This is a genomic window from Glutamicibacter sp. HZAU (genome assembly GCF_004100365.1).
In the GTDB taxonomy this organism is placed as follows: Bacteria; Actinomycetota; Actinomycetes; order Actinomycetales; family Micrococcaceae; genus Glutamicibacter; species Glutamicibacter nicotianae.
Window position 1 is genome coordinate 110339 of sequence record NZ_SCKZ01000003.1, and the last position, 18961, is coordinate 129299.

Annotated in this window: 15 protein-coding genes; 14 read left to right on the forward strand and 1 reads right to left on the reverse strand. The window is 63.6% G+C overall.

Annotated features, from left to right (window positions below; translation table 11 throughout):
* The first annotated feature begins 142 nt into the window (after positions 1-142).
* The 3 genes from EKH49_RS05275 to EKH49_RS05285 are packed head-to-tail and all read left to right on the forward strand — an operon-like array spanning position 143 to position 4650.
* Positions 143-808 carry a helix-turn-helix transcriptional regulator gene (locus EKH49_RS05275; RefSeq protein WP_128470008.1) on the forward strand — a complete coding sequence of 222 codons (666 nt, stop codon included), beginning with the start codon at positions 143-145 and terminating at the stop codon, positions 806-808.
* Positions 805-1935: a hypothetical protein gene (locus EKH49_RS05280; protein ID WP_128470009.1), complete on the forward strand. Its 1131-nt coding sequence runs from the start codon at positions 805-807 to the stop codon at positions 1933-1935. The genes EKH49_RS05275 and EKH49_RS05280 overlap by 4 nt, the downstream gene beginning before the upstream one ends.
* The gene (locus EKH49_RS05285) at positions 1936-4650 is read left to right on the forward strand and encodes a multicopper oxidase domain-containing protein (RefSeq protein WP_128470010.1); all 2715 of its coding nucleotides are present in this window, start codon (positions 1936-1938) and stop codon (positions 4648-4650) included.
* A gap of 557 nt (positions 4651-5207) precedes the next feature.
* Here EKH49_RS05285 and EKH49_RS05290 read toward each other — a convergent pair.
* Positions 5208-5567, reverse strand: coding sequence for a hypothetical protein (locus EKH49_RS05290; protein WP_128470011.1), 360 nt, complete (start codon positions 5565-5567; stop codon positions 5208-5210).
* Positions 5568-5794: 227 nt separating this feature from the next.
* Between EKH49_RS05290 and EKH49_RS05295 the strand changes: the two genes are divergently transcribed.
* The 11 genes from EKH49_RS05295 (at position 5795) to hpf (ending at position 18944) form a co-directional block, all read left to right on the forward strand.
* The gene (locus EKH49_RS05295; RefSeq protein WP_128470012.1) at positions 5795-7426 is read left to right on the forward strand and encodes an ABC transporter substrate-binding protein; all 1632 of its coding nucleotides are present in this window, start codon (positions 5795-5797) and stop codon (positions 7424-7426) included.
* A gap of 145 nt (positions 7427-7571) precedes the next feature.
* Positions 7572-8663: an ABC transporter permease gene (locus EKH49_RS05300; protein ID WP_128470013.1), complete on the forward strand. Its 1092-nt coding sequence runs from the start codon at positions 7572-7574 to the stop codon at positions 8661-8663.
* 2 nt (positions 8664-8665) lie between these two features.
* A complete protein-coding gene (locus EKH49_RS05305; protein WP_128470014.1) occupies positions 8666-9652 on the forward strand; it encodes an ABC transporter permease in 987 nt (328 codons plus the stop codon).
* Positions 9649-11343, forward strand: coding sequence for a dipeptide ABC transporter ATP-binding protein (locus EKH49_RS05310; protein ID WP_128470015.1), 1695 nt, complete (start codon positions 9649-9651; stop codon positions 11341-11343). Before EKH49_RS05305 ends, EKH49_RS05310 begins: the two co-directional genes overlap by 4 nt.
* A gap of 109 nt (positions 11344-11452) precedes the next feature.
* A complete protein-coding gene (locus EKH49_RS05315; protein WP_038990548.1) occupies positions 11453-11824 on the forward strand; it encodes a chorismate mutase in 372 nt (123 codons plus the stop codon).
* A complete protein-coding gene (locus EKH49_RS05320) occupies positions 11817-12881 on the forward strand; it encodes a hypothetical protein (RefSeq protein ID WP_128470016.1) in 1065 nt (354 codons plus the stop codon). The genes EKH49_RS05315 and EKH49_RS05320 overlap by 8 nt, the downstream gene beginning before the upstream one ends.
* 136 nt (positions 12882-13017) lie before the next feature.
* On the forward strand, positions 13018-13698 hold the full coding sequence (gene mtrA / locus EKH49_RS05325; protein ID WP_128470017.1) for an MtrAB system response regulator MtrA: 681 nt from the start codon (positions 13018-13020) through the stop codon (positions 13696-13698).
* A complete protein-coding gene (gene mtrB / locus EKH49_RS05330) occupies positions 13695-15515 on the forward strand; it encodes an MtrAB system histidine kinase MtrB (protein WP_128470018.1) in 1821 nt (606 codons plus the stop codon). Before mtrA ends, mtrB begins: the two co-directional genes overlap by 4 nt.
* Positions 15515-17218 carry an LpqB family beta-propeller domain-containing protein gene (locus tag EKH49_RS05335; protein ID WP_128470019.1) on the forward strand — a complete coding sequence of 568 codons (1704 nt, stop codon included), beginning with the start codon at positions 15515-15517 and terminating at the stop codon, positions 17216-17218. The genes mtrB and EKH49_RS05335 overlap by 1 nt, the downstream gene beginning before the upstream one ends.
* A 69-nt stretch (positions 17219-17287) precedes the next feature.
* Entirely contained in the window at positions 17288-18076 is a 789-nt protein-coding gene (locus EKH49_RS05340) for a ComF family protein (protein ID WP_128470020.1), read from the forward strand.
* 169 nt (positions 18077-18245) lie between these two features.
* Complete coding sequence (gene hpf, locus EKH49_RS05345; protein ID WP_038990704.1) at positions 18246-18944, forward strand: ribosome hibernation-promoting factor, HPF/YfiA family; 699 nt, start codon at positions 18246-18248, stop codon at positions 18942-18944.
* Positions 18945-18961 lie beyond the last annotated feature (17 nt).

An 18961-nucleotide genomic window follows, 5' to 3' on the forward strand; every position in this document is an offset into this window, starting at 1 on the left:
GATTTTTTCCTTTGCACGGGTGAGGTGCCGCGCCCGAGTGGGTGCGCCGGTCCGCGTGGTGCGGTCCGAATTATTTTATTACAATTAACCTAGTGGAAAATACCGGAGCTGCAAAGAGCAAGCATCAAGGGGGCGCAGAATCATGGGCAAAGGAACCGGCGCTGCAGCGCCACGGCGCAGCGCCGGCGGGCGCATTCACTCTTCGACCCGCGAACGGATCCTGTCACTGGTCGAAATGCGGCGTGAAGGCCTGAGCCTCCCTCAGGTTGCCGAGATCATGGGACTGCATGAGAATACAGTCCGCAGTCACCTGGATGCCCTCCTGTCCGACGGGCATGTGCAACGCGAAGCAGCGCCGGCTACCGGCCGCGGCCGGCCGGCTTGGATCTGGAGGGCTGCGGTGCAACCACCGTCGCCATTCGCCGCGCTGGCCAATGTGCTGGCCGGCCAAGTGGCCCTGCTCAGCGACAACCCGGCTCGTGCTGGCATCGAGGCCGGCCGGCGCTGGGGCGCAACGCTGGGAAGCCCTGCGGCCGGAAGCGATGCCCGCCGCGCGGTGGTCGATTCGTTGGCTGAGCTCGGTTTTGCTCCTCGTGATGAAGAAGACCGCAGCATCTCCCTGCTCGCCTGCCCGCTGCTCAGCGCGGCCAGGGAGAACCCGCAGGTCATATGCAATGTGCATCTGGGGATCGTGCAAGGGATCCTGAGTTCCCACGACGTGGATCCAACAGGAAGCCGGATCCAGCCTTTCGCGCTGGTACACGGTTGCCGCCTTGAACTAAGCCCGAAGCCCGAGGGCCATCGATGAACCCGATATCTTCCGCCGCGCCGGACAAGCCCGCCCGCCGCGGCCGGTGGCGCCTGGCCCTGATGCTCCCGGCAGGCCTGAGCCTGCTCGCGGGGCTGGATGTGGCGTTGATCCTGCTCGGCGTTCCCGCCCCCGTGCAGGTCGCCACGTGGGGAGCCGCGCATTCGCTTGCCATGGTCTTCGGCTTCGTCGGAGCGCTGATCGCCCTGGAACGTGCAGTGGCCTGGGGACCTGCCGCGGGCTATGCGGCACCGGTGCTGCTGGTGCTGGGCGGCGGCAGCCAGTTGTTCGCCGCGCCCCGTCAGTTGACAGGAGCACTGCTGATCCTGGGCATGGCCGCGATGCTTGCCATCTACTATCCGTTGTGGCGAAGGCAACGCGCCGACGCGGTGCTGATCCAGATGCTGGGCGCCTGCGCCGGGCTGGCTGCCACCGTGCTGTACGCCGGCGGGGTGGAAATCGCGATGCTGCTGCCGTGGCTGGCCGCATTCCTGGTAATGACCATTGCGGGGGAACGGGTTGAACTGGCCCGCATCCAATTGACCCAGCGCTCGCAAACCCTGGCCGTGGTATTGAACTTCGGGCTGCTGATCATGGCCGTGGCCTCTACCTTGTTCGTGGAGATCGGCACCGTGCTGTTCGGGCTGGTGCTGTGCGCGCTGGTGATATGGCTGGCAGTCAACGACGTCGCCCGGCGCACCATCAAGGCTGATGGCGTCGCCCGCTACATGGCCGCCTGCCTGCTGGCTGGCTATTTCTGGCTACTGGTCGCCGGGGTCGTCTGGAGCCTGGGCAACCCGATGGCGTCCGGAGCTTATGACACGGTAGTGCATGCGGTGTTCCTCGGCTTCACCATGTCCATGATCATGGCACATGCCCCTACGATCCTGCCCGCGGTGCTGGCCATCGACCTGCCCTACCGCAAGGCCATGTGGTTGCCTGCGCTTCTGCTGCATGCCGGACTGCTGATCAGGTTGTGGGTCGGCAATGGGTTTGGCCTCCATCTGGCGTGGCAGGCCGGTGGCGTCGTCAATGTCTGTGCCCTGCTGCTTTTTGTTCTTGTCGTGCTGGCTAGCGCGCTGCTGGCAGGCAAGCCCGCAGTCGCTTTTCGGAAAGGAAATCAATAGATGAGCCTGCCGTTGGGCCCTGGGCCAGAAACCGCAAAGGTTCCGGGGCGGGGCTTCTGGCCGTTGCGCGACCTGCCTACGGCACTGTGGCTGATTCTGGTCGTGGTTGTCGCATTGGTCCACCGCCTGTTGCCGGCGCCCCGCTGGCTGCTGATCCACCTGTTGCTGCTCGGGGCGCTGTCCCACGCCATCCTGGTGTGGTCGCAGTACTTCGCTGCTGCGTTGCTCAAGCGCAAGGTGACCGTCGCGGAACGCCATAGGCAATCGCTGCGCCTGAGCCTGATGAACGGCGGCGCCCTGGTGGTGGTATCGGGGGTGCTGGCTGAGCTGTGGCCTATGACGCTGGCCGGGGCCCTGCTGGTCGCCGCTGCCGCAGGGTGGCACGGCCTGTGGCTGTATCACAGCCTGCGCGGTTCGCTGCCGTCGCCGTTTGCGCCAAGCGTGCGCTATTACATCGCCGCGGCCTGCTTCCTGCCTGTCGGTGCCGGCCTGGGAACCTGGATTTCTTCAGGGCTCGCCTCACCGCTGCATGAACGGCTGACTCTGGCCCACGCGCTGGTGAACCTGCTGGGCTGGGTCGGGCTGACAGTCGCCGGCACCTTGATCACGCTGTGGCCCACCATGCTGCGCACCCGCATGGCACCCAACGCGGCGCCGCGCCTGCGCCGGGCCTTGCCGGTGCTCGTCATCGCGGTGCTCCTTGCGGCCGGCGGTGCGGCCGCCGGCCACTTGCTGCTCGCCGCGGCGGGCGTGCTCGGCTACCTTGCCGGGCTGGGCATGATGGCTTCGCCGTTCATCCATGCGGCCAAGGCCAAGCCCCCGCGCAGCTTCGCAGCACTCTCGGTGCTGTCAGCGGTCTGCTGGTGGGTCGGCACCCTGCTCTGGGCGCTCTATGCCTTGGCCACCAGCAGCGACTGGATGCAGATGGGCCGGTTCTTCAACAGCATCGCCCCGTATCTGGCGGCAGGGTTCGCAGCGCAAATCCTGCTCGGCGCACTGTCCTACCTGGTACCGGTGGTTCTGGGTGGCGGCCCGCGTCCGGTCCGGGCGGCTGCAACGGTCCTCGACCGCGGTGCGGCATGGCGACTCAGCATGGCCAATGCTGCGTTGCTGGCCTGCGCCCTGCCTGTTTCCTCGCTGGTGCGAGTCTTGTGCTCGGTGCTGTACTTCGGTGCCATGGCCAGCTTCCTACCGCTGCTCTTCAGCTCCATGAAAGCCCATCGCGTGGCCAAGCGGGAAGTCGTGGAATCCGCTGGGCCGCCGCGGCTCCGCGAACGCGGGCCGGTGGAGCCCGACGGTGCGCGTCCTCCCGGGCAGCGCATGGGCCAGGCCGCCGCCGGACTGATGGCAGTAGTGCTGGTGATTGCCATTGGCGTCGCACTGGATCCGGCAGCCGCCGGTGTCCGGCTGCCGGACGCTGCCTCGACCGCGCAGCAAGCGGACGAGGAAGCCAACGCACCGGTCAAGACCGTGCAGATGGAAGCCAGGGACATGCGCTTCACGCCGAACCGCATCGAAGTGGAGGCCGGGACACGGCTCGTCATCGAGCTGGCCAACACCGACCCCTCACAGGTCCATGATCTGGTGTTGGCCAACGGGGTAGGTTCAGGCCGTTTGGCACCGGGCCAGAGTGCCACCGTGGACGTCGGAGTGATCACGGCGGACATGGATGGATGGTGCTCGATCGTTGGGCACAAGCAGATGGGCATGGTGCTGCAGATCGTTGCCGTCGGTGCGCCGGCCAGCGCCGCTCCTTCCAGCGCGGCCTCTGAAGGCGCCCATGAGCATGACCAGCAGACGGGTCAGCAGCCCGCGGCTGCGGCACCTGATCTGCAGGCGCAACCAGCGGACGGATTCAGCGCGCGCAACCCGGTGCTGGATCCGCTGCCGGCAGATACCGGAAAGCCTGTCGTGCACAAGAAACGCTTCACCGTCAGCGAGCTGGAGGCGGAAGTGTCCCCGGGGTTCACGCAGAACCTGTGGACCTTCAATGGCGCCGCCCCAGGGCCGGTCTTGCACGGACGAGTCGGCGACAGCTTCGAAATCACTCTGCACAACGACGGCACCATGGGCCACTCCATCGACTTCCACGCAGGGTCGCTGGCGCCGGACGAGCCGATGCGTAGCATTGCCCCGGGCGAGGAGCTGACCTATACCTTCACCGCCACCATGTCCGGGATCTGGATGTACCATTGCGCCACCGCGCCCATGAGCGCGCACATCGCCAACGGCATGTACGGCGCGGTCATCATTGAACCCGAGGACCTGCCGGAAGTGGACAAGTCGTTTGTGATGGTGCAGTCAGAGTACTACCTCGGCTCCGAAGGCCAGCCGGTGGACGTGGACAAGATCGCTGGAGGCAACCCTGACCTGGTGGTGTTCAACGGCTACGCGAACCAATACAGTTTCGATCCGTTGCAGGTTGCCACCGGTGAACGCCTGCGGATCTGGGTGCTTGCGGCAGGCCCCAACCGGCCCAGCAGCTTCCACGTGATTGGAGGCCAGTTCGACACCGTGTACGCCGAGGGTGCCTACCAACTGGATGCCCGCGATGAAAACAGCGGCGGGTCCCAGGCCCTGGCTTTGGCCCCAGCGCAGGGTGGGTTTGTGGAGCTTCAGTTGCCGGAAGCCGGCAACTACCCGTTTGTCACGCACTACATGTCGGATGGCGAGAAAGGGGCGCGCGGCGTGATCAAGGTGTCTGATCCGAAGTAGCGCTGGCACTATGCCGCGAGATGGCCGCGTTGCCCGGGGTTGGAGTGCCTCGGGCTGCGGCGGGAGAAATTGACTGCAGAGCTGTGTCAGCACGATGCATTGGCAGGATTTGCAGCAAACGATCACGCCAGCGACGACCGTGGTTTCATGGGCAGATGCGCGATACCTGCGTCGCGTTGTGCTTAGACGGCAACCTCCAGCAGGCCGGCGCGGAATTTCTCGGCTGCGCACTCGATGAGGAGCCCTGGGGGAGAAGGATCCATAGAGCTCGCGATGAAAGCTGCACAGCTGATGGTTGCACGGAACCGGAGTCCAGGTGTTTCGCGGTCGGCGGCGTGGTGCCCCTTGCAAGAGGCCCATGGCCTCGAATAATGAACTTCTCGACCTTGTATTCGAAATTCATCAAAACAGTGAAGCATGGAAAGCACCAGCAGAATTCGCTGGCAGGGAATTCCTCCGGGGTACCACTGCCTGAGCCGCAATGATCATGAGCAGCGTCGATGCTGCGCGAACCGTGGGAGTCCAGCACACCATATCGGTGAAGCTGCAGGAGATTGCTAGCCCTCGTCGACTATGCCGAACATATGGGCGGAAATGTCCTGGTATTCCACACGGGTCTTGCCCTTTTCCAGCTTTGGCAGCTGCGCGGGGGAGTGCGTGTGGCAGTGCACGAAATCGAAGGCGGGCCACCATTTCTTGGGGCGTTCGTATTCGCTGAAGCCGCAGACTTCGCAGACCAGGTGCACCCATACCGGACGCTTGCCGGTCCGATTGGCGCGGGACTGGGCCAGCCATGCCGGTGGGTTGGCGTTCAGCTCGCGGAATTCGGCTTCGCTCATCTTCGACGGGATGCCGTGCTTCTTGGCCATTTCTACGGGGATATCCAACGCGATTGCCGCGTCTCTACGAGTCATCATTGGTATCTAGCTTATGCCACCTGGCGAACACCCCGGAAGCCATGCTGGCCCATCACAACGGTGAGTTAGCGAGGCTATGGGCTGAAGCGCAAAAAGCGGGTGTCGAGACCACGCTTTTGCCAAGTTCCACCTCTTCCATTCGTAATTCGTGCCCTGCATCACATAGGCTATGTGAAGCATGTGCTAATCATCACAGCGCATGCATGTATCTAGACGAAGGATGACTCATGACTCGCAAGAAGAACGGACTGCGACTCGCAGCAGCCGTTGTGGGTATTTCTGCCCTGGCTCTGACCGGCTGCACCCAAGCTGCAGACAGTGGCAACGAAGGCGGCGGCACTGGCGATGCCAGCGCCCCGATCACCCTGGGCACCACCGACAAAGTGACCTCCCTGGACCCTGCTGGATCCTACGACAACGGTTCGTTCATGGTCATGAACCAGATCTACCCATTCCTGCTCAACTCCGAGCCGGGCAGCCCGGATCCATCGATGAGCCTTGCCGAGTCCGCAGAGTTCACCACCCCGACCGAGTACACGGTCAAGCTGAAGTCGGGCTTGAAGTGGGCCAACGGCCACGACCTTGACTCCAAGGACGTCAAGTTCACCTTCGACCGCCAGCTGAAGATCGCGGACCCCAACGGTCCTTCCTCGCTGCTTGGAAACGTCGAGTCCATCGAAGCGCCAGATGCCACCACCGTGGTCTTCAAGCTGAAGGTCGCCAACGACCAGACCTTCCCGCAGGTGCTGACCTCTCCGGTCGGCCCGATCGTTGATGACGAAGTGTTCTCCGCGGACAAGGTGATGGACGACCAGGAGATCGTTGAGGCCAAGGCCTTCGGCGGCCAGTACGTCATTGATTCGTACAACAAGAACAACCTGATCTCGTTCAGCGCAAACGAGTCCTACCAGGGCGTGCTGGGCCCGGCTGCCAATGACAAGGCGGCGATCAAGTACTACGCCGACGCCAACAACCTGAAGCTCGAAGTCCAGGAAGGCAAGATCGACGTCGCTTGGCGTTCGCTGACCCCAACCGACATCGAGGACCTGGGCAAGGATGAGAACCTCGTGGTCCACAAGGGCCCGGGTGGCGAGCTGCGCTACATCGTCTTCAACTTCGATTCCATGCCGTACGGCGCCAAGACCGATGACGCTGATGAAGCGAAGTCGCTGGCCGTGCGCCAGGCCGCCGCGCACCTCGTGGACCGCGAAGCCATCGCGAAGAACGTCTACAAGGACACCTACACCCCGGCCTACTCCTACGTGCCGCAGGGCTTCACCGGTGCGATTGAACCGCTGAAGGACCTGTACGGCACCGACGGAAAGCCGGATGCCGCCAAGGCCAAGAAGGTCCTGGAGGATGCCGGCGTGAAGACTCCGGTCAAGCTCGCGCTGCAGTACAACCCGGACCATTACGGCCCGAACTCCGGTGACGAATACGCACTGGTTGAGAAGCAGCTGGAAGCCGGTGGCCTGTTCGACGTCGACCTGAAGTCCACCGAATGGGTGACCTACCAGAAGCAGCGTGTCTCGGATTACCCTGCCTACCAGCTGGGCTGGTTCCCTGACTACTCGGACGCAGACAACTACCTGTCGCCGTTCTTCGCCAAGGACAACTTCCTGTCGAACAACTACGACAATCCCGAGGTCGACAAGCTGATCTCCGAGCAGCGCGGCATGACCGATGCCGCCGAGCGCACCAAGGCCATCGAGGAACTGCAGACGATGGTGGCCGAGGACCTGTCCACGCTGCCGCTGCTGCAAGGTGCCCAGGTGGCCATTGCGGGCAAGGACGTCAAGGACGTCGACAAGACCCTGGACGCTTCGTTCAAGTTCCGTCTCGGTGTGCTGAGCAAGTAATCCTGCTCCAGCCTCGCAGACAGCAAACCTGAGGGGATCCGCCACGCGCCAGCAACGGCAGACGCGGTGGATCCCCTTGGCATGCGCCGTCAACGGCAACTTTCCACGGCGCAGCGCCACGCATCCTGAACTAAAAGGACAGACGATGACTATCACGTCGCCACCGGGCCAAGAAGCAAGCCCGCTAGCAACACCCAAACCAGCAAAGCAGAAGGGCGGGGGATTCCTCCGCTACCTGATTACCCGATTCTTGCTGATCATTCCCACTGTCTTCATCCTCATCACAGTGGTGTTCTTCCTGATGCGCGTGACCGGCGACCCGATCACCGCGGCCCTGGGCGGACGGCTCACACCGGACCAGCTGGCCCAGCGCATCCACGAGGCCGGCTACGACCGGCCGATCCTGATCCAGTACTTCGAGTACCTGGGCCAGATCATCACCGGGGACCTGGGCCGCACCATGAGCGATAACCGCGCGGTCACCGAGGTGCTGGCCACCTACGGCGCAGCCACCTTGGAACTGGCCATCAATGCGGTGATCGTCGCGCTGCTGGTCGGCATCCCGCTGGGCCTGGTCGCCGCGAAGTTCCGCGACCGCTACCCGGATGCCTTGCTGCGCATCCTGGCCATCCTCTCCTACGCCACCCCGGTCTTCTTCGCCGGCCTGCTGCTCAAGCTGGTCTTCGGCGTGTGGCTGGGCTGGCTGCCGATCAGCGGACGTGCCGACTGGCAGACCGAACTCGAGCTCACCGGATTGCAGAGCCCCAGCGGCATCTACTGGCTGGACGCCCTGCGTAGCGGCAACATGGAAGCATTCGCCAACGTCACCGAGCATGCGATCCTGCCGGCATTGGCGCTGGGCCTGCTCACCGGCGGCGTGTTCCTGCGCCTGGTGCGCACCAACGCGATTGGCACGATGGGCCGTGAATACGTCGAAGCCGGACGTTCGCGCGGTGTCAGCGAATACCGGCTGACCACCAAGCACGCCTACCGCCCGGCATTGATCCCGATCATCACCGTCATGGGCCTGCAGATCGCCATGCTGCTCGGCGGCGCGGTGCTCACCGAGACCACCTTCGAATGGTCGGGGCTTGGCTTCAAGCTCGCCGAATACCTCACCGCCCGCGACTTCGTGGCCGTGCAGGGCATCGTGGTGCTGCTGGCCATTATCGTCGCCGTCACCAACTTCATTGTCGACGTGCTGGCAGCCTTGATCGACCCGAGAGTCAGGTACTAATCATGAGCACAGCAACCCTGCCCGCCTCGAACAAATCCTGGCTTGACCGGCTCCCGGTCATTTCCCACCTGCGCATGTCCTCGGGCCTGCAGCGCGGCATGCTGATTGCCGGCCTGATACTGTCCGGGCTGTTCATCATCACCGCCTTGTTCGCACCGCTGATCGCGCCCTTCGACTTCGCGCAGTCCTCGGATGCCTCCGGCGACTTCCCGCGCCAAGCTGCCCCGGACAGCAAATTCATCTGGGGCACCACCGCCACCGGCTATGACGTGTTCTCGCGAACCCTCTTCGGCGCGCAGACCGCCATCTGGGTGATCCTGGCCGCCGTGGTCATGTCCCTGTTCCTCGGCGTGCTGCTGGGGCTGATCTCCGGCTACCTCGGCGGCTGGTTCGACCGCATCGCCGTGGTGCTGTCCGACGCGATCTACGCCTTCCCGTCCCTGCTGCTGGCCATCGTGATGTCCATCGTGATCTCGCAGGGCCAGTCCTCGCTCTTCGGCGGTGTGATGGCGGCCGCTATTTCCATCACCGTGGTGTTCATCCCGCAGTACTTCCGCGTGGTCCGCGCCGAGGTGATGCGCCTGAAGGCCGAGCCCTTCGTGGAATCCGCACAGGTGATCGGCGCCAGCCCATGGCGGGTGATGTTCGCCCACCTGCTGCGCAACGCCACCCGCACCCTGCCGCTGATCTTCACGCTCAACGCGACCGAGGCGCTGCTGACCTTGGCCGGTTTGGGCTTCCTGGGCTTCGGCATCGAGCCGACCAGCGCGTCGGAATGGGGCTACGACCTGAACCGCGCAATGTCCGATGCGACCAGCGGCATCTGGTGGACCGGCCTGTTCCCGGGCTTGGCCATCGTGCTCACCGTCATGGGCCTGACCCTGGTGGGCGAGTCCATGAACGACCTCAATGACCCGCGCCTGCGCCGCTTCAGCCGCAAGAAGGCCAAGCGCATCACCCAGTCCGGGCAGGTAGGAGCAAGCAAATGACCAATAGTCCTGTCCTCAATCCAGAGGCCAACGCCGGCGCCCCCGAGGTGCTGCGCGTCGAGGACCTGAACATCGATTTCGTCACCGACGCAGGCGCCGTGCCAGCGGTGCGCGGTGTCGACCTGCAGGTCAAAGCCGGCGAGATCCTGGCTATCGTGGGCGAATCCGGTTCCGGAAAGTCCGTCACCGCGCGCACCGCCTTGGGCATCCTTGCCGAGAACGGCGCCTCGCGCGGCGGCGTCTACCTCAAGGGCAAGAACATGCTGACCCTGCGCGGCCACGAGCTGCGCGAAGCCCGCGGCCGGGACGTGGCCATGGTCTTCCAGGAGCCCTCCACGGCGCTGAACCCGGTGTACACCGTGGGCTGGCAGATCATGGAGGGCATCCGCGCGCACAACAAGATCTCCAAGAAGGAAGCCAAGGCGCGCGCCATCGAGGCGATGCGCCAAGTCGGCATCCCGGATCCGGAGCAGCGCGTGGACTACTACCCGCACCAGTTCTCCGGCGGGCAGAAGCAGCGCGTGGTCATCGCCGCGGCGCTGGCCCTGAAGCCGGAGCTGATCGTGGCCGACGAGCCGACCACCGCATTGGATGTCACGGTGCAGGCCGAAATCCTGCAGCTGCTGCGCGATTTGCGTGACGAGCTGGGCACGGCGATTGTCATCATCACCCACAATATGGGCGTGGTGGCCGATATCGCCGACCGCGTGATCGTGATGAACCAGGGGCAGATCGTCGAGCAAGCACCGGTGATCCAGCTCTTCGAAGCCCCGCAGGATGACTACACCAAGTCCCTGCTGGCCGCCGTGCCGCACCTGGGCCGCGAAAGCGCCTCGGAAGGGCTGGCCGAACGCCCGCACCAGGACGCCGAGGTGCTGGTGGAAGCGACGGGGCTGAAAGTGCATTTCCCCGGTCGCCTCGGGGCTCCGGGCTTCACCGCGGTCAACGAGGTGGACCTGAAGATCCACGCCGGGGAGGTCTACGGCCTGGTCGGCGAGTCGGGATCGGGCAAGACCACCATCGGGCGCAGCATTGCCGGGCTCAACCGCATCACCGGCGGCTCGCTGAAGGTGCTGGGCTACGAGATGGCCCAGTTCAAGGAACGCACCTTCAAGCCGCTGCGCGAGCAGATCGGATTCGTGTTCCAGGATCCAGCGGCGAGCTTCAACCCGCATCTGACCGTGGGCGAATGCGTGGCCGAGCCGCTGGCAGTGCACCGCGACCTGAATCCGCTGCAGACCCGTGCCAAGGTGGCCGAGCTGCTGGAGTCGGTGCAGCTGCCGGCCGGATTCGCGAACCGGTACCCGCACGAGCTCTCCGGCGGCCAGCGCCAGCGCGCCTCGCTGGCCCGCGCCCTGGCCCTGGAACCGAAGCTGCTGATCGCCGATGAGCCAACCAGCGCGTTGGACGTTTCGGTGCAGGCCAAGGTGCTGGAGCTGTTCCGCGAATTGCAGGCCGAACTGGGCTTCGCCGCCCTGTTCGTCTCGCATGACCTGGCAGTGGTCGACCAGCTGGCGACCTGGGTGGGCGTCCTGTTCCGCGGCAGCCTGCTGGAAGAAGGCCTGGGCTCCAAGGTGCTGGCCAATCCGATGCACGAGTACACGCAGCGGCTCATTGCCTCGCTGCCGGTGCCGGACCCGCGCGAGCAGGCCCAGCGCCGCAAGCTGATCGAGCAGCTGAACGGATCCTGAGCCACCGGCAATCACGGAACCACTGGCATGCCCCGGACACGGTTTGGCACCGTGTCCGGGGCACGTCACCTTGTGCGCAATCCGGCATGTGAACCCGTAAACTGGTGCCATGAACGAGCCGAAGAACACTGAGACCACCCAGTCATTCGACCCGCACGCAAGCTCGTTGCAGGGCGAGGTGAAGAATGAAGTCCTCGAAGAGCTGTACGCAATCCGCGGCAGCATCGACAACTTCGATGCCCAGCTGGTCTTCCTCTTGGCCGAACGCTTCAAGGCGACCCAGCGCGTCGGAATCCTCAAGGCCAAGCACCAGCTGCCGCCCAGCGATCCGAATCGCGAGAAGGCGCAGATCGAGCGCCTGCGCGCCCTCGCCCACGAAGCGCATCTTGACCCGGAATTCGCTGAAAAGTTCTTGAATTTCGTGATTTCTGAAGTCATCCGCCACCACCAGAACATTTCAGACTCGCACAACAATGCCTGAGCAAGAACTGCAGGTCGCTGAACGCCACGATGTCCACGCCACTGCCTTCTGCCAGTTCCCGGGCACCGACCCGCTGGCCATCCATGAAGTGGTGCGCGGCGAGTTGGGCGAGCCCAACCTCGCCGTCTTCCCGCAGCTGCCTGATCGCGGTGTCGGTGCGGATGCCGTAGGCCGCAGCGCCGCGCTGCTGGCTGACCTCGGCTTCGATTTGCAGCCGCATGGCTGGAGGATCGGCGTCACCGACGGCATCGATGCCCGCCGGGCGCGCAGCATCCTGCGCAGCGACGAGAACCTGCTCGCCGATGTTCTGGGCGCCGAAGCCCGCCCTGCCCGGCGGCTCAAGCTCACCCTGCTCGGACCGTGGACCCTGGCCGCCAGCCTATACCTGTCCAACGGGGAGCGCGTGATCAGCGATCACGGGGCACGGCGCGATGTCATCGAGTCCTACGCCCACGGAGCCCGCGAGCAGCTGAGCCGCCTGGCCCGCATCACCTCGCTGGCCGACTTCATCATCCAGCTTGATGAGCCGCTGCTGGGCGACGTGCTTGACGGCACCATCAGCACCGCCAGCGGCTACCGGACCCTGCGCTCGATTCCGCGCGCCGAAGTGCGCGGCTCCTATGAGCAGTTCCTCAAGGTGATTGGCGGCGATGACCAAGGCCAGCGGGTCGCCTCGCTGCTGAACCTGCCAACCTGGGACGAGCACTGGATTGAACGGGTCGATCTGCTGCACGAGGCTGGTGCCGGTGCAATGCTCATCGACCCTTCCGGCCTGACGCACCGCAAATGGGAACGGGTCGCCGGGTTGGTAGAAGGCGGAGACCGCGTCTTCTTGCAGGTGCTGGCCCCTTCCGAGCGGGCCCCGGGAGTTGTCGAGGCGGTGAACTCCATTCTGCGTCCATGGCGCCAGCTGGGCTTGGGACTGGGACAGCTCGGGGCGCTGACCCTGATGCCGCGCGGGGATTTCTCGCGCAGCAGCTCGGCCCAGGCCATCGAGAACCTGCAGCGGCTGGCCAGTTATGCCCAAGCGTTGGAGCAGACGCGCGTCGATGCCTAGCCAACGCCCTGATTCCTGCCGGTCACAGCGGAAAAGGGCAGTTGATCATGTATCTTAGGAATAGTGGGGTAGCGGATCTACCCGGTTTGGCCAATTGGCGGAAAACCTCAGACCTACGGTTTCAGGGGGACATGGGATGAAGGCCCGGATTTTAGTCGTTGACGATGACGAAGCGTTGTCGGAAATGATTGGCATTGTGCTGCAAAACGATGGCTTCGATGCCTCGTTCTGCTACGACGGTTCCGGCGCTCTCGAAGCGTTCCGCGAAGCCAATCCGGACCTGGTGCTCCTTGACCTGATGCTTCCCGGCATCGACGGCATCGAGGTCTGCAAGCAGATCCGTGCCGAATCCGACGTTCCCGTCGTAATGCTCACCGCCAAGTCGGACACTGCCGACGTGGTCCGCGGCCTGGAATCCGGTGCAGACGACTACGTGCCCAAGCCTTTCAAGCCAGCTGAGCTGGTAGCCCGCGTGCGTGCCCGCCTGCGTCCGAGCGAAACCCACGCCGCAGAGACTTTGCAAGTTGGCGAAGTATCCATCGATGTCGCTGGCCACCGCGTGACCCGCGGAACCGATGTTGTTTCGCTGACTCCGCTGGAATTCGATCTCCTGGTGACCATGGCCCGCAAGCCTTGGCAGGTCTTCAGTCGCGAGCAGCTGTTGGAAGCGGTCTGGGGCTACCGCCATGCGGCAGACACCCGCCTGGTCAACGTCCACGTGCAGCGCCTGCGCTCGAAGATTGAAATCGATCCAGAGAAGCCGCAGATCATCCAGACAGTTCGCGGTGTCGGATACAAGGCTGGTTCGGCAAATTGAGTTCGCACACGTCGGCCGGTACAGAGTTGGTTCCGGTCGATGTGCATGTCCATTCGCAGTCCAAGCCTGCGAGGTGGAGCAATATCGAGCAGTGGATCAGGCGCCCGTGGCACACGGCCAAGCTGCGCTGGCAACGCCACCTGCTGTTCCGCACCGTCATATCGACGCTGCTTTTCACCGCTTTGGCACTGGTTGCGGCAGGCGCCTTCCTCTCCAACCAGATCGCGTCCACGCTCTACGAGGAGCGCGTCAACCAGATATCCAAGGAATCCGAGCGCGGCTTGACCCAGGCGCGCTCGATTCTTGAATCGGCATCCACCACCGACCGCGCCTCCACCCAGGCCCTGGTGAATTCCACCTTGGCTTCGCTGGAAGGCGATGGCGCAACCGTGGTGCGCGATTTCGTGCTGATGCCCATTGCCGGCGACCAAAGCCTTTATGTCGGTCCGATGGCTTCCGGTTCGCTGACCACCCGTGTGATCCCCGGCGATCTCGCGGAGCGGGTTGCAGGGGAGCAAGGCATCTATTGGCGTTCCATCGAACTGGGGGCCGATAACGCAACCAGGCCCGGACTCATCGTCGGCACCAAAGTCCTGATTCCGCCTGGCCGCGAATACGGTTTGTACCTGGTCTATGACCTGTCCAGCGTGCAGGACACCCTCGAATTCATCAACCGCGCAATGGCATTCACCGGCCTCATCCTGCTGGCTGTCGTAGGCTTCGTCGCATGGTCGGTGGCCCGCACAGTGGTCCGCCCGGTGGCCGATGCCGCCTACGTTTCGGAGAGGATTGCCTCCGGTGATCTGGACCGGCGAATGAAGGTCGCAGGCAAGGACGAGGTGGCCCGGTTGGGTACTGCCTTCAACCACATGGCGCACTCGCTGCAAGAGCAGATCACGGCGCTGAATAATCTCTCGGCCATGCAGCAGCGCTTCGTCTCCGACGTATCGCATGAACTGCGCACCCCGCTGACCACCGTGCGCATGGCGGCCGAAGTGATCCACGATGCCCGCGAAGACTTCGATCCGCTGACCGCGCGCTCGGCTGAACTGATGTACAACCAAATCGAGCGTTTCCAGCACCTGCTCAACGACCTGCTGGAAGTATCCCGCTTCGATGCCGGTGTTGCGGTGCTTGACCGCGAATCCACCGACTTGAACGTCATTGCCCGCAAGGTCATTGACATCGCCACCCCGGTAGCCGATGAATACGGTTCGCTCATCCGCCTGAACGCGCCGAGCGAAGGCTGCGTCGCAGAGGTTGATCCGCGCCGGGTCGAGCGAGTCATCCGCAACCTGGTGCTCAATGCGGTGGAGCATGGCGAAAGCAAGCCGATCGACATCACCATCGGATCCAACCAGAACGCGGTAGCGGTCACCGTGCGGGACTACGGCATCGGCATGACCGAGGAAGCATGCAACCATGTCTTCGACCGATTCTGGCGTGCCGACCCCGCCCGTGCACGGACCACTGGAGGCTCCGGCCTCGGCCTGTCCATCTCCATTGAAGACACCCGGTTGCACGACGGCCGGCTGGAAGCATGGGGCAAGCCGGGCATCGGATCGGTGTTCCGCTTGACCTTGCCGCGCAGCGAAGGCCTGGAGATCGTGTCGTCGCCGCTTCCATTGGAACCGCCAGTTCCGGAGAGCCTGGCTAGCGTCATACTGGGGGACAGCTTCCCGCTGACCGGCGAGGTGCCGAAGATCGGGTATACCCCGCTGGTTCTCGATCCGGATATGGATGAGGAACAGCTGCATGATGATGTCACCGATCCGACCCTGGGCAGCAGCGAACAGAAGAAGGAAGGGGAGAACTGATGAGGAAGAGAATCTTTTCCAGCCTCGCCATCATTCTCTCAGCCGCGCTCGCGCTCTCGGGCTGCGCTTCGATTCCCAGAACTTCCACTGTCCAGCAGATGGAGGCCGAGACCGATGCCAGCGGCGCTGAAAGCTACAGCTACGCGGCGGAGGGGCCCGCAGCCGGTGCTGACGCGCGTGCCATCGTCGAAGGTTTCGTCGAGGCAGGCCGCTCGGTATCCGAGGATTACGCGGTCGCCCGCGAATTCATGGACGCGCAGCTGAGCAACACTTGGCGTGGCGACACGCAGACGCTGATCTACGATGCCTTCAACGTGGTCAACGGCGCGGATGCGAACCAGTACACGGTTCAGCTCGAAATCACCGGCGAAGTCGATGAGCATGGCGTGCGCACCAACTACCCGGATCATTCCACCCGCGCCGTGGATATCGAGGTCGCCAAGGTGGACAATGAATGGCGCATCACCAAGGCTCCGGACGGCACGATGCTCGAAGCCTCGACGTTCACCAAGATCTTCGCGGCGCAGACCCTGTACTTCTACGACGCGAGCTTCGCCTACCTGGTACCCGACATCCGCTGGTTCACCTCGGGTTCGGGCACCACCACCTCGATGGTGGAGGCCTTGCTGGACGGCCCGGCGCCGTACCTGCAAAATGCCGTCATCTCCGCTTTCTCAACGGCCAGCGAGCTGGTGCGTTCCGCGGTGCCGGTGCGCGATGGCGAAGCCACCATCGACTTGAATTCCAATACCTTCGCGGAAGCCACCGACCGGAGCATACTGCTGATGCGCCAGCAGCTGGAAACCACGCTGACCGGCCTTGCCTCGGTTGACTCGGTCAAGCTGCTTCGCGAGGAAAACGAAGTCAACCTGTCCACTGAGGACACGAATATCGAGCCGGCGAAGGTCAACCCCAGCACGCAGGATACATTGATCGGCATTTCGGACCAGTACCTGGTTTACGTCAAGGGGCTGTCGATCATCCCGGTGGGCGGTGTGCCGGATATTTCCGGCTACGACCCGCGCGACCCGGCCATGTCTCCGGTCGGCAATCGCTATGCCTTCCTCAATGGCCGCCGCACCCAGCTGTGGGGCATCGACGACAGCGGCCAGCTGCGGCTTTCGCTGGAAGGCCAGGAGCTGATCCAGCCGTCGATGGATCTGGCCGGCTGGACCTGGACCGCGGATAACGGGGCATCCACCCCGATCAGGGCGGTCCCCGCCGACACCGAAATGAAGGGCGAGGCCCGTCCCATCGACGTGGCCTGGCTGGAAGGTGCCCAGATCGATTCACTGCGGATTTCCCGCGACGGCGCGCGGGCCCTGATCGTGGCCACCGAGGGCAACAGCACTTCGGTCTACGTCGCCGGAGTGATTCGCGATGCTGAAGGCGTTCCACGCGGGCTCACGGATTCGCCAATGAAGATCTATCCAGAAGTACCGGTTAACACCGCATTATGGGATTCCGACAGCTCCATCATCGTTGCCGAGCTCGGTGATGACGAAGCCGTTGAAGCGGCCCAGATTACCTTTGAAGGCGGCAGCGAGCACCTGCAGCTGCTGCTGGGCATGGTCGGCATCGCTACCGGGGTCGGCAACCGCCGCGAGGTATATGCCGAGACCAACGAAAAGCTGTACACCCGGGTCGGAAACTCATGGCATGAGCTAGACGATTTCGCCCAGGACGTCGCCTATCCAGGCTAAGCCGGGGCCGGTTCCACAGTTCGCCGGCGGCTAGTCCGGTCCAGGTGATTCATCGGCCATTCTGGTCGCATGGAGATACCCCAGGAGTATTTGCGCGTCCTCGATGAGCTGTGCGGCAGCCGGTCCATGCGCTGGCTGGGTTTCGGCACCAGGGAATTTGCCAACTTCCTGCTGCCCGCCAGTTGCGCGGTCTGCGGCCGAGCAGATTTTCGGCTTTGCCCCGAATGCCGCAGCGAGATCCATCGCCAGCTGAGCCTGCCGCCATTGCCCGACAACCATCATCTCTACGTCGAGCTTCCGGCGCTTGGGCTGCAGCTCCCAGTGACGTCTTGCGGCACCTACGGCAAGGCGCTGGCTCGCGGATTGCTGGCCTACAAGAACAAGCAGCGCTACTTTCTGGGCGCCGTCTTCGCCCCGTATCTGGCTGCCGCGCTGAACGCGGGGTGCATCCCGCAACGTCAGAACCTTCCTACTCTGGTGGTGCCGGTGCCCAGTTCCCTCAAAGCCACGGCGCAGCGAGGATACTCGCCGGTGAAGACAATGCTCGAGCACGGACAAGCTCGGGGGCTGCTCTCGGCAGCTCTCCAGTGCCGTTCGCTGCTTCACTACCGCCTGGGTTCCGCGCTGGGAGGTGCGCAGAAAACCAAGAGCGGCTCAGACCGGCGCGGCGGCCAAACCCACTTCGTTGCCGAGCGCGCCAGCACCGCAGGCCAGCCGGTCATCCTGGTCGACGACGTGCTCACCACCGGTTCCACGCTGCGGCACGCGGCCATGGCCTGCCATGAGGCAGGATATGACGTCACCTGCGCCGTCGTCTTGGCATTGACGAAACCGCCCAATACCGGTCCTGAACAGTGATTACGCTAAACGCGATCGGAATTTGTGAGCCTGGATACTTGAATCTTGGCCACGGTGGCATAAGGTGAAGTATGGGTTGCATCACAGATGCAGCGAAAAGCCCATCTTCAGTCCGGAAGGATGGAACTTTCGGACTGTTGTGTCACCCGACTCTCTATTGGAGGACACCATGGAGCTGAACTACAGCGGACGAAACATCACCATTTCGGATCGTTTCCGTGAGTATGTTGATGAGAAAATCACCAAGGTCGACCAGCTGGCCACGAAAGTGCAGCGCATCGACGTCAAGGTCCTCAAAGAAGCACATGCTCGTGATCAGAGCACTGCACTGTCCGTTGAGTTGACCGTTGTTGGCCGTGGTCCAGCAATTCGAGCCGAGGCTCGTGGTGCAGACAAGTTCGCGGCTTTCGACATCGCGTTCGCCAAACTGCTTGAACGCCTGCGCAAGGCCCGTGACAAGCGCAAGGTCCACCGTGGCAACCACACTCCTGTAGCTGTCCACCAGGCCACCGGCAGCCTGCCAACTGCATCCAGCGGCAAGACGCTGGTTGAAGAAACCATTGAAGCCCAGAAGGCCGCGGAAGCTGCCGAAGCCGAGGCCAACGCCGAGTACTCGCCAGTGGTCATCCGCCGCAAGTCCTTCCCGGCTGAAGTGATGAGCGTGGATGACGCTGTGGATCGCATGGAATTGGTCGGCCACCCGTTCTACCTGTTCATCGACGAGGCCACCGGTGAGCACGCTGTGGTCTATGGCCGTACCCAGTACCAATACGGTGTCATCACCCTGGACCCGTCGCTGAACGCCAACGAGGAAGCCACCAAGGAAACCCGCGGCTACCGTGACAAAGCACTGGCTGCCGAAGGCTAGTCATCGCAACTGCAACT

Bases quoted from the DNA above. Each gene is read 5' to 3' on its own strand.
- EKH49_RS05275 (WP_128470008.1), top strand. From the start codon at position 143: ATGGGCAAAGGAACCGGCGCTGCAGCGCCACGGCGCAGCGCCGGCGGG.
- EKH49_RS05280 (WP_128470009.1), top strand. From the start codon at position 805: ATGAACCCGATATCTTCCGCCGCGCCGGACAAGCCCGCCCGCCGCGGC.
- EKH49_RS05285 (WP_128470010.1), top strand. From the start codon at position 1,936: ATGAGCCTGCCGTTGGGCCCTGGGCCAGAAACCGCAAAGGTTCCGGGG.
- EKH49_RS05290 (WP_128470011.1), bottom strand. From the start codon at position 5,567: ATGATGACTCGTAGAGACGCGGCAATCGCGTTGGATATCCCCGTAGAA.
- EKH49_RS05295 (WP_128470012.1), top strand. From the start codon at position 5,795: ATGACTCGCAAGAAGAACGGACTGCGACTCGCAGCAGCCGTTGTGGGT.
- EKH49_RS05300 (WP_128470013.1), top strand. From the start codon at position 7,572: ATGACTATCACGTCGCCACCGGGCCAAGAAGCAAGCCCGCTAGCAACA.
- EKH49_RS05305 (WP_128470014.1), top strand. From the start codon at position 8,666: ATGAGCACAGCAACCCTGCCCGCCTCGAACAAATCCTGGCTTGACCGG.
- EKH49_RS05310 (WP_128470015.1), top strand. From the start codon at position 9,649: ATGACCAATAGTCCTGTCCTCAATCCAGAGGCCAACGCCGGCGCCCCC.
- EKH49_RS05315 (WP_038990548.1), top strand. From the start codon at position 11,453: ATGAACGAGCCGAAGAACACTGAGACCACCCAGTCATTCGACCCGCAC.
- EKH49_RS05320 (WP_128470016.1), top strand. From the start codon at position 11,817: ATGCCTGAGCAAGAACTGCAGGTCGCTGAACGCCACGATGTCCACGCC.
- mtrA (WP_128470017.1), top strand. From the start codon at position 13,018: ATGAAGGCCCGGATTTTAGTCGTTGACGATGACGAAGCGTTGTCGGAA.
- EKH49_RS05335 (WP_128470019.1), top strand. From the start codon at position 15,515: ATGAGGAAGAGAATCTTTTCCAGCCTCGCCATCATTCTCTCAGCCGCG.
- EKH49_RS05340 (WP_128470020.1), top strand. From the start codon at position 17,288: ATGGAGATACCCCAGGAGTATTTGCGCGTCCTCGATGAGCTGTGCGGC.
- hpf (WP_038990704.1), top strand. From the start codon at position 18,246: ATGGAGCTGAACTACAGCGGACGAAACATCACCATTTCGGATCGTTTC.